The organism is Benzoatithermus flavus (assembly GCF_037908215.1).
In the GTDB taxonomy this organism is placed as follows: domain Bacteria; phylum Pseudomonadota; class Alphaproteobacteria; order Geminicoccales; family Geminicoccaceae; genus Benzoatithermus; species Benzoatithermus flavus.
In genome coordinates this window covers 12,689-27,103 of record NZ_JBBLZC010000029.1, presented here as the reverse complement: position 1 = coordinate 27,103, position 14,415 = coordinate 12,689, and the positions used below count along the sequence as shown (strand labels likewise).

General features: G+C 69.0%; 12 protein-coding genes. 6 read left to right on the top strand and 6 right to left on the bottom strand.

Features of this window, described 5'->3' with window-relative positions; genetic code table 11:
• Positions 1 to 41: 41 nt before the first annotated feature.
• A complete protein-coding gene (locus U1T56_RS20645; protein WP_418161393.1) occupies positions 42 to 1,976 on the bottom strand; it encodes a potassium transporter Kup in 1,935 nt (644 codons plus the stop codon).
• Between the two features lie 228 nt (positions 1,977 to 2,204).
• Here U1T56_RS20645 and U1T56_RS20640 point away from each other — a divergent pair, with 228 nt between their 5' ends.
• The 5 genes from U1T56_RS20640 to U1T56_RS20620 all read left to right on the top strand — a co-directional run bounded on the left by U1T56_RS20640 (position 2,205) and on the right by U1T56_RS20620 (position 7,240).
• Positions 2,205 to 2,414, top strand: a complete 210-nt coding sequence (locus U1T56_RS20640; RefSeq protein ID WP_418161392.1) for a TOBE domain-containing protein — start codon at positions 2,205 to 2,207, stop codon at positions 2,412 to 2,414.
• 136 nt (positions 2,415 to 2,550) lie between these two features.
• On the top strand, positions 2,551 to 4,536 hold the full coding sequence (locus U1T56_RS20635) for an acetyl-CoA carboxylase biotin carboxylase subunit (RefSeq protein ID WP_418161391.1): 1,986 nt from the start codon (positions 2,551 to 2,553) through the stop codon (positions 4,534 to 4,536).
• A 98-nt stretch (positions 4,537 to 4,634) separates the two neighbouring features.
• Positions 4,635 to 5,933 (top strand): arylsulfotransferase family protein, encoded by a 1,299-nt coding sequence (locus tag U1T56_RS20630; protein WP_418161390.1) that lies wholly within the window; start codon positions 4,635 to 4,637, stop codon positions 5,931 to 5,933.
• Positions 5,934 to 6,017: 84 nt separating this feature from the next.
• Positions 6,018 to 6,800: an exodeoxyribonuclease III gene (locus U1T56_RS20625; protein WP_418161389.1), complete on the top strand. Its 783-nt coding sequence runs from the start codon at positions 6,018 to 6,020 to the stop codon at positions 6,798 to 6,800.
• Complete coding sequence (locus U1T56_RS20620; RefSeq protein ID WP_418161388.1) at positions 6,797 to 7,240, top strand: GFA family protein; 444 nt, start codon at positions 6,797 to 6,799, stop codon at positions 7,238 to 7,240. Before U1T56_RS20625 ends, U1T56_RS20620 begins: the two co-directional genes overlap by 4 nt.
• Positions 7,241 to 7,352: 112 nt before the next feature.
• Here the strand turns inward: U1T56_RS20620 and U1T56_RS20615 are convergent, their stop codons facing one another.
• From U1T56_RS20615 to U1T56_RS20600, 4 genes are all read right to left on the bottom strand, one after another.
• The gene (locus U1T56_RS20615) at positions 7,353 to 8,549 is read right to left on the bottom strand and encodes a glycoside hydrolase family 26 protein (protein WP_418161387.1); all 1,197 of its coding nucleotides are present in this window, start codon (positions 8,547 to 8,549) and stop codon (positions 7,353 to 7,355) included.
• A gap of 206 nt (positions 8,550 to 8,755) precedes the next feature.
• Positions 8,756 to 10,612, bottom strand: a complete 1,857-nt coding sequence (locus tag U1T56_RS20610) for a chloride channel protein (protein WP_418161386.1) — start codon at positions 10,610 to 10,612, stop codon at positions 8,756 to 8,758.
• On the bottom strand, positions 10,596 to 11,120 hold the full coding sequence (locus tag U1T56_RS20605) for a glycine cleavage system transcriptional repressor (protein ID WP_418161385.1): 525 nt from the start codon (positions 11,118 to 11,120) through the stop codon (positions 10,596 to 10,598). Before U1T56_RS20605 ends, U1T56_RS20610 begins: the two co-directional genes overlap by 17 nt.
• An 86-nt stretch (positions 11,121 to 11,206) precedes the next feature.
• A complete protein-coding gene (locus U1T56_RS20600) occupies positions 11,207 to 12,241 on the bottom strand; it encodes an ABC transporter permease (RefSeq protein ID WP_418161384.1) in 1,035 nt (344 codons plus the stop codon).
• Positions 12,242 to 12,376: 135 nt separating this feature from the next.
• Here U1T56_RS20600 and U1T56_RS20595 point away from each other — a divergent pair, with 135 nt between their 5' ends.
• Positions 12,377 to 12,820, top strand: a complete 444-nt coding sequence (locus U1T56_RS20595) for a DMT family transporter (RefSeq protein WP_418161383.1) — start codon at positions 12,377 to 12,379, stop codon at positions 12,818 to 12,820.
• A gap of 10 nt (positions 12,821 to 12,830) precedes the next feature.
• Here the strand turns inward: U1T56_RS20595 and U1T56_RS20590 are convergent, their stop codons facing one another.
• Positions 12,831 to 14,369 (bottom strand): sugar ABC transporter ATP-binding protein, encoded by a 1,539-nt coding sequence (locus U1T56_RS20590; RefSeq protein WP_418161419.1) that lies wholly within the window; start codon positions 14,367 to 14,369, stop codon positions 12,831 to 12,833.
• Positions 14,370 to 14,415: the final 46 nt, after the last annotated feature.

Here is a 14,415-nt window from a genome sequence, read left to right as displayed (position 1 = left end):
AGTCAAGCCGGGCGATCCGCCATGATGGCGCATGGCCGTGGTCATACGGCGACCTGGGTTCCCACCTCCACCACCCGACCGGTCGGGATCTGGAAGTAGTCAGTGGCGTCGTCGGCGTTCCTGGCCAGGGTGATGAACAGGCGGTCCTGCCAGTGTCGCATGCTTGAGTTCGCCGCCGCCTTCACCTTGCGGCGCGACAGGAAGAACGAGGTCGACATGATGTCGAAGGCGAAGCCCTGGCGCCTCGCGATGGCGAGCGCTCTGGGTACGTTCGGCGTCTCCACGAACCCGAAGCGCAGGATCAGGCGCGAGAAGCCCTCCGAGAGCGGCTCGAGCGTGACCCGCTCGCTCGCCGGCACGTGCGGCGTGTCGGCGAAGCGGATCGTCAGGATCACGTTCTTCTCGTGCAGGATCTTGTTGTGCTTGAGATTGTGGAGAAGCGCCGTGGGCGCGCTTTCGGGGTCGCTGGTCAGGAACACGGCGGTGCCGGGGACGCGGTGCGGCGGGTGCCGCTCGAGCGAGGCGACGAGGTCCTGGAGCGGCACCTCGGCGCGGCGCGTCTTCTCGAACAGGATCTCGCTGCCGCGCCGCCAGGTGAGCATCACCGTCATCAGAAGAGCGCCCAGAAGGAGCGGCACCCAGCCGCCGTGCAGCAGCTTGAGGAGATTGGCGCCCAGAAAGGCGAGATCGAGGGCGAGGAGCGGTGTGATCACCATGGCCGTCAGCGGCAGCGACCAGCCCCAGACCTTGCGGATGACGATGAACGCCAGGAGCGCCGTCACTACCATGGTGCCGGTCACGGCGATGCCGTAGGCCGAGGCGAGATGGGTGGAGCTCTGGAACAGCCCCACGAGCAGAAGCACGCCCACGAGCAGGAAGGCGTTGATCCTGGGCACGTAGATCTGGCCGGAATGCGCTTCCGAGGTATGGCGTATCTCGAGCCGGGGCAGGAGGCCGAGCTGGGTCGCCTGGCGCGAGATCGAGTAGGCGCCGGTGATGACGGCCTGGCTCGCGATCACGGTGGCGGCCGTGGCGAGCGCCACCATCGGCAGGAGCGCCCACGAGGGCACGAGGAGGAAGAACGGGTTCGCGATCGCCTCGGGCCGCTTCAGGACGAGCGCGCCCTGGCCGAGATAGTTGAGCGCCAAGGCCGGAAAGACCAGCGCGAACCAGGCCGTGCGGATCGGCCGGCGGCCGAAATGGCCGAGATCGGCATAGAGCGCCTCGGCACCCGTGACCGCGAGGAACACGGCACCCAGGGTCGCGAGCCCGATCAGTCCGTGCGAGGTCAGGAAGCGGATGGCATGGAGCGGGTCGAAGGCGGCGAGCACGTCGAGATCGTCGCGGAGGTGGACGAGGCCGGCTGCCGCCATCGCCACGAACCACAAGCTCATGACCGGGCCGAAGCAGGCCGCGACCCGCCCGGTGCCGTGGCTCTGCACGGTGAACAGCGCCACGAGGATCGCCACCGTGATCGGCAGGATCGAGCCCTCGAACGCCGGCGTCACGAGCTCGAGGCCTTCGACCGCGGAGAGCACCGAGATCGCCGGCGTGATGATCGCATCGCCATAGAAGAGCGCTGCACCGGCGATGCCGAGGAGCAGGATGCAGCCGGTGCTCTTCCTCATGGCCCGCTGGGCCAGCGCCATGAGCGAGAGTGTTCCGCCCTCGCCGTCATTGTCCGCCCGCAGCAGGACGAGGACGTACTTCACCGTGACGATGAGGATCAGCGCCCACAGGATCAGCGAGACCACGCCGATTACGGCCTCGCGGCCCAACGGCCCGCCGGCCGAGGCGGCCAGGAGCGCCTCGCGGAAGGCGTAGAGCGGGCTCGTGCCGATATCGCCGTAGACGACGCCGATGCTGCCGATGGTGAGCGCCAGGAGACCTGTCCGCGGATGGGCACGGTCGCTGTCGAGGCCGTTGGACAGGCACGGCTCTGCCGACCGGGTGAGGACGGCGGCCGAACTGGACATGGAGAGACCCTTGCCTTGTTGCGACGCGGAACAATTAATGTGTCCGAATAGCAAGTCCAGAGGTGCGCCAGGATGCCACCCGATGACGCTGCGTTGAGGAGCCGCGGGGGCGGCAGAAGAAAGAGCCTGCCCGGCCGTACAGGCGCGATCGCCGGGTTCCGGCGCGCCATGCCGCATCGTATCCGGACATTCTCCAGGATGGGTGCCTCACGGCAAGGGGAGGGATGAATGCGACTCAGCGCGCGCAACGTTCTCAGCGGCAAGATCGTCGACGTCGCCAAGGGCCAGACCACGGCCCATGTCCGGATCGACATCGGCGGCGGGAAGATCATCACCGCCTCGATTACCAACGAGGCCGTCGAGGAGCTCGGCCTGAAGGCCGGCGACGCGGCCTTTGCCGTCATCAAGGCCTCGGACGTGATCGTCGGCAAGGGCTGAAGACCGCCTCGGATCGGGTGCCGCGCCCCGCGCCGCGGTGACGCGCTGCTCTGGCACGCGCGCGCGCGCGATGCTAAGCCCACGCGCGCTGCATCGCGGCAGCGGGTCGCGGCGGATCACGGGACGAAAAAGGCCGATGTTCAAGAAGCTTCTGATCGCCAATCGCGGTGAGATCGCCTGTCGGATCATCCGCTCCTGCCGGAAGCTCGGCATCGGAACCGTAGCCGTCTACTCGGAGGCCGATGCCGACGCGCTGCATGTCCAGCTGGCCGACGAGACGGTCTTCCTGGGTCCCCCGCCCGCGGCCCAGAGCTATCTCCTGATCGACAGGATCGTGGCCGCCTGCAAGGCCACCGGGGCCGAGGCCGTGCACCCGGGCTACGGCTTCCTCTCCGAACGTGCCGCCTTCGCGCGCGCGCTCGAGGAGGAGGGCATCGTCTTCGTGGGGCCCCCGGTGGGCGCCATCGAGGCCATGGGCGACAAGATCGAGAGCAAGCGGCTCGCGCGCGAGGCCAGAGTCTCGACCGTGCCGGGCACGCTCGATGCCATCTCGGACCCGGCCGAGGCGCTCCGGATCGCGCGCGAGATCGGCTATCCCGTGATGGTCAAGGCTTCCGCCGGCGGCGGCGGCAAGGGCATGCGCATCGCTCACGACGAGCAGGAGCTCGTCGACGGGCTCGAACGCGCCCGCTCGGAAGCCCGTTCGTCCTTCGGCGACGATCGCGTGTTCATCGAGAAGTACGTGGTCGAGCCGCGCCACATCGAGATCCAGGTGCTGGGCGACAGATACGGCAACGTCGTCTATCTCGGCGAGCGCGAGTGCTCGATCCAGCGCCGGCACCAGAAGGTGATCGAGGAAGCGCCTTCGCCGTTCCTCGACGAAGCCACGCGCCGGGCGATGGGCGAGCAGGCCGTGGCGCTGGCCAAAGCCGTGGGCTACCACTCCGCCGGTACGGTCGAGTTCATCGTCGACAAGGACCGCAACTTCTACTTCCTCGAGATGAACACGCGGCTTCAGGTCGAGCACCCCGTGACCGAGCTCGTCACCGGCCTCGATCTGGTCGAGCTCATGATCAAGGTCGCGGCCGGCGAGAAGCTGCCCTTCACCCAGGCCGACGTGAAGCTCGAGGGTTGGGCGATCGAGGCCCGCGTCTACGCCGAGGACCCCAAGCGCGGCTTTCTGCCCTCCACGGGCCGGCTCGTGCGCTACATCGAGCCCGTGGGCGAGGGGATCCGGGTCGACAGCGGCGTCGTCGAGGGCGGCGAGGTGTCGATGTTCTACGATCCCATGATCGCGAAGCTCTGCGCCTATGGACCGGATCGAGCCGCCGCGACGCGCCGCCTGTCGCGGGCGCTCGACGCCTTCGTCATCCGCGGTCTCGGCCACAACATCCCGTTCCTGAACGCCGTCCTCGCCAACCCGCGCTTCCAGCAGGGCCGGCTCTCGACCAACTTCATCGCCGAGGAATACGGCGAGCGCTTCCAGGGCTCGGAGCTGCCCGAAGGCAGGCGGCACGAGCTTGCCGCCATGGCCGTCGTCATGAAGGTGCGCGAGGTCGCGCGCGCTGCCGAGATCAGCGGCAGGATGCGGACCTGGCGCTACCAGCCGGTGACCGCTTGGTCGGTGCAGCTCGACAAGGAAACCTTTCCGGTCGAGGTCGAGAGCCACGGCCAGGACGGCCTCTCGGTCACGATCGGCGGCCACAAGCTGCACGTTGCGCTGGAATGGCGGCCGGGCCAGCCGCTGGCACGGGCGACCATCGACGGCCGCTGGATCGTGGCCCAGGTCGACCCGATCCTCGAGGGCTACATTTTGACCCATGGCGGGGCCGAGCTCACTGCCCTCGTCCGTACCCGCAAGGCGGCCGAGTATGCCGCGCGCATGCCCGAGAAGACGCCGCCGGACACGTCGCGCCTGGTGAAGTCGCCGATGCCGGGCCTGATCGTGTCGGTTGCGGTGGCCGAAGGGCAGGAGGTCAAGGCGGGCCAGGAGCTGTGCATCCTGGAAGCCATGAAGATGGAAAACGTCTTGCGTGCCGAACGCGACGGTATAGTAAGCGAGGTCAGGATAAAGGCGCGCGACACGGTGGCGGCCGATCAGGTGCTCATGACCTTCGGCTGAGCCGTGCCTCGCGCCGACAACCCGGCTACGAGGAAACGCCCCTGTTCCGCTGGCTACGTCGTCACGTCGACGTCGTCCTGTTCGCCCTCGGCTTCACCATGCTGGTCTTCCTGGCCGGCATGGTGGTGGGGCGGGCGGGCCTCTTCCCCTATCCGCTGCTCAACGCCGCCTGGGACGCGCTGGACGACTGGCGCGAGAACTGGCGGCATTATCTCGGCCTGCGCTCGAAATATCTCGAGCCCACCACCCGGACGGCAGGCGGGGTCACGATCCACGACAAGGATCTCGCCTTCGACGGGCTGACCTTCGTCGCCGCCTACCGCGAGGGCCGCTACGACGCCTGGCTCCTCGACATGGACGGCAGGACCGTCCACCGCTGGGACGCCACGTTCAGCCGGATTTGGCCCGATCCGAGCCACCTCGATGCGGTGGGCTGGGACGGCAGCATGGAGATCCACGGTGCCTGGCTCTATCCCGACGGGGACGTGCTGCTCGACCTCGGCGGTGCGGGCACGGCCAAGCTCGACCGCTGCTCCAACGTGCTCTGGACCGTCGACCGTCACACCCATCACCATGTCGAGCCGCTGCCCGACGGTGGTGCGGTGATTCCGAGCCGGGTCCAGCGCTTCGCGCCTCAGCCCGCCCGGCCGCTCGTCAATGTCGGCCCGAACGGCTTCTACTGGGACGACACGATCCTGATCGTGGGCCCCGACGGCAAGGTGCGCGAGGAGGAGTCGGTCATCGACATCCTCTACCGCAGCGGCTGGGCCTCGGTCCTCCTGTCCACACCCGGCTCCGCCAAGGCGCTACGCACCGAGGACCCGGTCCATCTCAACGACGCCGAGGTCCTGAGCCCGGCACTGGCACCCAAGTTCCCGATGTTCGCGGCCGGCGACATCATGTTGTCCCTGCGCGGCCCGAACGCGCTCGTCGTGGTCGAGCCCGGAACCTGGCGGGTGAAGTGGGTGCAGATGGGGCCGTTCATCGGCCAGCACGATCCCGATTTCCTGCCCAACGGCCACATCCTGGTCTACGACAACCGGATCACGGGCAGCACGCCCAAGCTCGGCAACACGCGCCTCGTCGAGATCGATCCCGCCACGCACCAGGTCGTCTGGACCTACGAAGGCGAGGGCGATCAGGCCTTCTACGGCGAATCGCGCGGCGAGCAGGAGCTGCTCCCGAACGGCAACATCCTGATCAGCGACTCCCATCACGGGCGGGTGTTCGAGATAGCGCCCGCGGCCGGCAACAAGACCGTGTGGGAATGGGTCAACCTCGTCGAGCCCGGCTATGCCGGACTGGTCACGGACGTGCAGCGTATCCCGCGCGACGCCGTTTCCTGGGTGGGACAGCCCTGCGCTGGCGGCGGGATTCCCGTCGCGGGCGGCTCCTGAACGCGAGCGGGCGCTCGGGCCAGTGGACCTCGGGCGAGCGGCCGGCGTAAATGGCGGCCGCCGCCTCTGCTGGACCCGAGCGCCATGCCGACCATAGCGACCTGGAACGTCAACTCGATCAACGCCCGCCTGTCGAACGTGCTGGAGTGGCTCGGCGCCGCCAAGCCCGATGTCGTTCTCCTGCAGGAGATCAAGTGTCAGGACGCGGCCTTCCCGCGCGAGGCGATCGAAGATCTGGGTTACCAGGTCGCGACCTACGGCCAGAAGAGCTACAACGGCGTCGCGATCTTGAGCCGCTGGCCGATCCTGGACGTGGTCCGGGGGCTGCCGGGCGAGCCGGGCGACGAGCAGGCCCGCTACCTCGAGGCCACGGTGGATGGCATGCGTGTCGCCTCGATCTATCTGCCCAACGGCAACCCGGTCGGCACGGAGAAGTTCGCCTACAAGCTCGCCTGGATGGAGCGGTTGCGGGCGCGCGCGGCGGATCTCCTGGAGAGTGGAGCGCCCCTCGTGCTCGGCGGCGACTACAACGTCATCCCCGAGCCGATCGACTGTCACGATCCCAAGGCCTGGGAGGGAGACGCGCTGTTCCGGCCGGAGAGTCGGCGCGCGTTCCGCGCTCTCCTCCATCTCGGCCTCGTCGATGCGTTCCGGGCGCTCCACCCGCACGAGGAGCACGCCTACAGCTTCTGGGACTACCAGAAAGGCGCGTTCCAGCTCGACCACGGCATCCGCATCGACCATCTCCTGCTCTCGCCTGCCGCCGCCGACCGTCTCGTGGCCTGCGCCATCGATAAGGAGCCGCGCCGGCGGCCGAAGGCTTCGGATCACACGCCCGTCGTGGCGACACTGGAGGACCGGCCATGATCACCCGCGAGGGTGGCTGCTTCTGCGGCGCCGTGCGCTATCGTGTCGAGGGCGAGCCGGTCGATGCCGGCTATTGCCACTGCCGGATGTGCCAGCGCTCGGTCGGCGCGCCGGTGGTCGCCTGGGGAACCTGGCGCCGCAAGCGCTTCGTCTGGCTCTCGCCGGAGCCCGCGACCTTGCGCTCCTCGGCGAGAGCCGCGCGGCGTTTCTGCAGCGCCTGCGGCACCCAGCTCCTGTTCTGGGGCGAGGATGCGCCGCAGGTGGTCGACGTGAACCTCGCCACGCTGGACGACCCGGCTGCGATCCGTCCCGGCCATCACATCTGGATCATGAGCCGGATTCCCTGGTTCGACACCGCCGACAGCCTGCCGCGCTACCACGATGTCGGTGCCGACGAGCGAGGGCTGCGGCTCGGGGACGATCCGCCCGCGCAGGTTTGAGTCTCTCCCGCTCGCGAGGAAAAAGTGGCGACCATCGCCCGGGCGATGGTCGCCGAGTCGACCACAGGGAAACGGTGGACGAGGACGCCCGCGGGCGTCCGGACGCGAGAGATCAGCTCGTGGGTCCCCAAAGGGCCTTGTACTGGGCCGAGGACAGCGGGTTCGCATCCGCCGGGTAGAGCTGATACGAGCCCGTCGGCGACGTCCCGTTGAAGTAGGCCTCGTAGGCGATCGAGTCTGCGTTCGTCGTGAAGAACTGCCACATCTTCTGGATGAAGAACGGATTGTCGACGCCGGGCCTGGCGCAGGCGGTGCTGGGACCACCGATACCCCACTCGGGCACGGAGAGGCGCTTGCCCTTGGACCTGGCGTAGGCCAGCCACTTGCCGAGCCCGTACGGGCTGCCGGTCGTGGTGTTGTACGAGTTGTAGCGCTTGTCCCAGTCGGCCTGGGTCAAAGCCGGCGGGCAGCGGTCGTAGTACTGCACGCCGATGATGTCGACGTAGTCGTTGCCGGGATAGATCTGGTCGACGTGGTAGGGCAGGTTGCCCTGTGCTCCCATGTTCCAGTCGAAGCTGAAGGACTGCCCCGGCACCGTGCGCAGCACGTCGACCCAGCGACGGAAGCACGCTTTATACGGTTCCGGTCCGGAGGTGCTGGTGACCGCCCAGGGGAAGTCGCCCATGCGGTTGGCCTCCCAGCCCAGCCGCAGGATGGCGTTGCCGGCCCCTTCCATGACGAGGTCCTGGCCGATCTCGTGGATGTAGGCGTCGAAATCGCCGTTGGCGCACTGGGCGAGCTGGCCGCGCGCGCTCTCGGGCAGGAGGCCGACCGCGAATACCGGCTGGTTGCCGGGCGTCACGTACTGGTCGACCCAGGCGAGCTGGGTCATTTCGGTCCAGCCGTAGCGGATGGTGAGATAGCCCGTGCGCACGTCGAGGCGGCGGCCGCGATAGGCCTCGAAGGCGTCGGGGCTGCCGGTGCCGCCCGAGGCCCACGGCAGGCCGGAGAGGCTGCCGCCATAGGCGAACTTCGGCAGCGGCGCGGGGCTGGTCGTGGTGGATGCGTCGGCCACGACCAGTGTGGGGCCGGTCACCTGCGACACGTCGCCGGCGAGCAGATCGGCAACGGGTGCCGGCGCAAAGGTCGCGGGGGCCGGGTCGAGAAGGCTCGGCAGGCCCAGGGTTCCGGTTGGAGCGGCGAGCGCCGTCGTGCCGGCACCGCCGAGCAGCAGGGAGGAGAGCGCAGCCAGAGTATGGCAATACTTGCCTGAACGCGAGGCGTGCCTGCCGCGCGGGATCCTTGTCATTGTTGTCGTCCGTCAACTGAGGCGTTTTCTCGAGGGCTCCTTTATAATCTAAAGGATGCCTGATTGATAAATAAATCAACCTTAGCGCTGATTCGAGCGGAAAATTCGCCTCAGGATCAAAAAATCAGCTTGAAATGAAAACGGTAAGGTAGAAAACTATCCGCCCTTGCGGAACCGACCGAGCGCTTCGCCCGCCCAGTGCCCTATCATCGAACCTCGCCGACGAGCTCCCGGCGGCGCCGATCGAGTTCCTCGCTGTAACGCCGGAGCGCATGCGCCTCGCTCAGGAGGCCCAGGACGCGCCCCTTCTCCGCCTCGTCGACGACCGCGAGCGCGTCCGCTCCCGCCTGCTCGAGCCGCGCCACCGCGTCCTTCACGTTCATCGAAGGCGTGAGCGCATGGTTGCGGTAGCGCAGGAGCTGGTCGATCCGGATGTCGGCGGCCTGCTCGTCGAGCTCGGGCGCGTGCGCCTCGGCCAGGAGTACCATGCCGGCATAGCGCTCGGCCGCGTCCAGCGCCACGACCTGGCTCGTCGAGCCCAAGGGGAACTGCCGGCGAAACGCGGAGAGCAGCGTGTCGGCGCGCACGGTCCGCACGTCGCGACGCATCAGCCGGCCCACGGTCAGGTTGCGGATCCAGCCGATGTCGTGAGCGCTCCGGATCGCCTCGCCGCGCAGATGGAAGCGCCAGGTCGCGAAGGAGTAGCCGAACAGCCGCCGTGAGGTCAGGGTCGCCACCAGGACGGCGGCGACGAGCGAGGGGGCCAGCAGGAAGTCGCCCGTGGTCTCGAGGGTGAGAAACAGCATGGTGAGCGGCCCGCCCACCACCGCTACGGCCATGCTGCTCATGCCGACGATGGCATAGGTGTGGGGATCGGGACGGAGGCTTGGGGCGACGAGCGCCAGGCCCGCCGCAACGAGGCCGCCGAGAAGCCCGCCCATGAACAGCGAGGCGAAGAACAGCCCGCCGCGGAAGCCGGAGCCGATCGAGACCGCGGATGCCACCGACTTCGCCAACAGAATCACGGCGATCTCGGCGACCGGCAGAGGGGCCGCGAGCAGCCCGTCGAGAGCACCGTGGCCGGAGGAGAGCACCTGCGGGTGAAGGAGGGCGAGGAGCCCGACGCCGCCGCCGCCGAGAGCCGGGCGCAGGGGGCGTGGCATCCGCGCGCCCCGGAACAGGCGCTCGGTGAGCGTCACCCCCAGCATCAGGCCGATGCCGGCGAGCGCCGCCACGAAGCTGAGGCCCAGGAACGGGATCTGGTCGCGCCAGCCCACGGCCAGGCTCGAGGTGATCTCGACCGGCGTCGCGTGCGCCGCCAGCATCTGCGCCACGGTGGTGCCGGCGAGAGCGCTTCCCACGACGGGTGCGAGGGCCGAGATCGTGTAGCCGCCGATGATCAGCTCGAAGGCGTAGAAGGCGCCGGCCAGCGGGGCCAGGAAGGCGGCGCCGATCGCACCCGCCGCCCCGCAGCCGACCAGCGTGCGCAGGTCGTTGCGGCGCAGGCGCAAGCCGGCCCCCAGCCTGGAGGCGGCGCCCGCGCCGAGCTGGGTGTAGCCGGCCTCGAGCCCGATCGAGGCGCCGACCCCGTTCGAGAGCACCGTCTGCAGCGCGACCACGAGGCTGCCGAGCAGCGACATGCGGCCGCCATAGAGCGCATTGGCCTCGATCGGGTCGACCGCGGGCCCGAGCCGGAGCCGGTTGGTGGCGAGCATCAGGCCGCCGAGTGCCAGCCCACCGACCGTCGGGACGAGCAGAAGGCGCCAGGGCGCAATCCCGGTCGTGGCGCTGAGGTGAGCGCCCGCCGGAATGGCGAACAGAAGCTCGTGAAGCAGCTGGGCCGTCCGGCTCATCAGGGCCACGCCGCTGCCGGCGAGCGCGCCCACGACGATCGCGAGCGCCACGAACGCCAGCTCGTCGGTGCGCAGCAGCGCGCGCATCCTTCCGAGCGGGCCGTCGAAAGCCCGTCCGACGACGAGGCGCAGGCGCTTCAGCCAGACCACGCGGGCCGGCCGACCCTCCCGCAGCAGCACGCCCGGCTCGCCCTCAGCCTTCGGTCGCATCCAGGCTGATGTCGACCATGAGCTCGTTGGCGAGCGTCTCGAGCGCCTCGCGCAGCTCCTCCGCGGCCACGTCGTCCGGGACGCGCAGGCGCGCACGCGCCTTGAACAGGCTCTCGCCGGAGAACGAGCCGCTCACCACCTCGGTCTCGAGCTCCTCGATGTTGACGTTGCGCCTGGCCAGCACCTCGGCGATCTCGTGCACGATGCCGGAGCGGTCGTGGCCCACGAGCTCGAGGACGAACGCCCGCCGGGTCGCTCCCGCCTCCTCGGGAGCGCCGCGCTCGACCGTGACGTGCAGGCCTTCCGCATCGAGCCCGCGCAGATCCTCGACCAGCCGATCGGCCGCCTCCGCCGGGACCTCGACCATGAGAATGCCGGCGAACTGGCCGCCCAGGCGCGCCATGTGGCTCTCGAGCCAGTTGCCGCCGGCGGCGGCGACCCGCTCCGAAAGGGCGCGGACCAGGCCCGGCCGGTCGCGCCCGATCAGCGTCAACGTCAAGGATGCCATCGCGAGAACCTCCCTCCTCGACCTCCGCCAAGGCCGCCGACACTGTCGACGTCGCGGCGTCCGGTCAACAGGGGAGGAGCGCCTCCTCAGGCGCGGCGGCGGCGCGACTTCGCGAAGGTGTCGAAGGCGACGGCGAGCACGATGATGATGCCGATCACGATCTGCTGGACGTAGCTCGAGACGTTGTTGAGGACGAGCCCGTTGAGCAGCACGCCGATCAGGATGGTGCCGACGACCGTGCCGAAGATCGAGCCGATCCCGCCGAACAAGGACGTGCCGCCGATCACGACCGAGGCGATCACGGTGAGCTCGTAGGTGAGCCCGGCCACGGCTTCGGCCGAATTCAGCCGGGCCGAGAGCACGAAGCCGCCGAGCCCGGCCATGAAGCCGATGATGACGTAGACCGAAGCCGTGAGCCGGTCGACGTCGAGGCCCGAGAGGCGGGCGGCTTCCGGATTGCCGCCCACACAGTAGATGGCGCGCCCGTAACGGGTCGAGCTGAGGACGAGGTGCGCCAGCACCGCAAAGGCGAGAAAGATGATGACGGGTACGGGCACCGGCCCGACATAGCCCTGACCCCACCAGCGATAGGCCTCGTCGAAGCCGCTGATCGGCCCGCCGCCGGCGATGTAGAGCGCCAGGCCCCGGAAGGCCGACATGCCGCCGAGCGTCACGACGAAGGGCGGCACCTTGAGCCTGGTGATGGCGAGCCCCTGCAGCCAGCCCGCGGCCGCGCCGACGGCAAGGGCGGTAAGAAGCGCCAGAGGCCAGCCATGGCCGTGCGCCTCGGCCTCCACGCCCACCGCGAAGCGGCTCTCGAGCCCGCCTTTCGCGACCGCGGCAGCGGCGAGGCCCGTGAGCGCCACGAGCGAGCCCACCGAGAGGTCGATGCCGCGGGTGAGGATCACGAACGTCATGCCGATGGCGAGGAGACCGTAGATCGAGACCTGCCGCATGACGTTGAACAAGTTGAGCGGTGTCAGAAAGCGCGGCTGCAGCAGCGCGAAGGCCGCCATCAGCACGAGCAGGAAGATCAAGGGCGCGAACCGGGCGAGGAAACCGAACAGATCCACCTCGCCGCGACCGGACGCGGGAGCTCGGGCGCCCGTGCTCGTGCTCATGCTGCCTCCCTTGCCTTGCCGGCGCATCGTGCCCGGATCGGCGCAAGGGTCAAGGGCTCACCTGCCTCTGGTGCCGGGCGTCGCCCTGCTCTAAGCGGCGAGAAGGACGCTGCACGAAGGGGAGGAAAAGCGCGCATGTTCTGGCTCTTGGCTCTGGCGTCCATCGTCGTGGGCGGACTCTTGTCCGTGCAGCCTCTGATCAATGCACGGGCTGCCAGCGCTGCCGGGCATCCCATCTACGGCGCCATGCTCTCCGTCTTCGTCAGCACGCTCACCATGATCGTGATGTCGTTCCTGCTGCGGCTGCCGCTGCCCGACACCCGCGCCCTCGCCGCGAGTCCGGCCTGGACCTGGATCGGCGGCGTCATCGGCGCCTTCGTCGTGCTGACGGCGCTCACCGCCACGCCGCGGCTCGGCGCGGCCACCACCGTGATGCTGTTCATCACCGGCCAGATGACGGCCGCCCTGATTCTCGATCATCACGGCTGGCTCGGCGTGCCCGTCCATCCGATCGACCTGCCACGCATTCTGGGCGTGCTCTGCCTCGTCGCCGGAATCGTCCTGATCCGCTGGGCGTGAACGCGGTGCCTCAGGCGGCTTCGCGCCGGCCCAGCGCCATGAGCTGCATCAGCCGCTGCTCGCTCGCCTCGGCACGGGTGAGCTCGCCCGTGATCCGTCCCTCGCGCATGGTGATGATCCGGTCGCTGATGGTGAGGATCTCGGGCAGCTCCGAGGAGATGGCGAGGATCGCGATCCCGGCCGCGGCCAGCTCGTAGAGCAGCGCATGGACCTCGGCCTTGGCGGCGACGTCGATGCCGCGGGTCGGCTCGTCCACGATCAGGATACGGGGCTGCAGCGCCAGCCAGCGGGCGAGCACCACCTTCTGCTGGTTGCCGCCCGAGAGATGACCCACGACCTGCTCAGGGCTCGTCATACGGATGCCGAGCTTCTTCCTGAAGCTCTCGACGAGGTCCTCCTCTTTGCGCTTCGCGATGAGACCGAACGCACCCGCGAGCCGGTCCATGGCCGCCACCGCGAGATTGGTGCGGATCGCGAGCGAAAGAAAAAGCGCCTGCAGCTTCCGGTCCTCGGGCACGAGGCCGATCCCGGCCCGGATCGCGTCCTTGGGCGAGCGGACCTGGACCTCGTGCCCTTGCACGAGGATGCGCCCACGCTCGATGGGATCGGCGCCGAAGATGGCGCGCGCGAGCTCGGTGCGGCCCGCGCCCACGAGTCCGGCCAGGCCCACGATCTCGCCTTGGCGCACGGTGAGGCTCACGTCGTGGAGCATCACCGCGTGCGGGTCGAGCGGGTCGCGGCCGCGGGCGATGCCCTGGATCTCGAGCGCCACCGGCCCCGTGCCCGCGTCCTCGCGATGGGCGAACAGCCGCTCGATCTCGCGGCCCACCATCAAGCGGATGATGTCATCGATCGTGGTCTCGGCGATCCTGCCGGTACCGGCGAGCCTGCCGTCGCGTAAGACCGTCATCCGATCGCAGAGCTGCATCACCTCCTCGAGTCGGTGGGTCACGAAGATCACGGCGATGCCGCGGCTCTTGAGTTCGCGCACGAGCGCCATCAGCCGCTGCACCTCCTTCTCGGAGAGGGCCGAGGTCGGCTCGTCCATGACGACGAGCCTCGCGTCCATCGACAGCGCCCTGGCGATCTCGACCATCTGCTGCTCGGCGACCGAGAGGTCGGCCACGAGCCGCCGCGGGTCCACGGCGAGTCCGACCGCTCGCGTCAGCGCCGCCGTGCGCTCGTGCAGCAGGCGCCAGTCCACCCTGCCGCCCCGGCGCACCGGCAGCCGGCCGATGAACACGTTCTCGGCGACCGAGAGGGTAGGGACCAGGTTGAACTCCTGGTAGATCGTGACGATCCCAAGATCTTGTGCCGTATGCGGGCTGTCCAGCCGCACCTCCCGACCGTCGAAGACGATCGTTCCGGCATCGGGCGCCTGAGCGCCGGAGAGGATCTTGAGGAGCGTACTCTTGCCGGCCCCGTTCTCGCCCAGGAGCGCATGGATTTCGCCGCGCCCGACCACGAGATCGACGCCCTGCAGCGCCTGCACGCCCGGAAAACTCTTGGCTATGCCGCTCATGCGCAGGATCGGCTCGCCGCTCGTCATCCGCTCACCCCGCCTCGGCACCCGAACGAAGCCCTCCTCCGCCCAG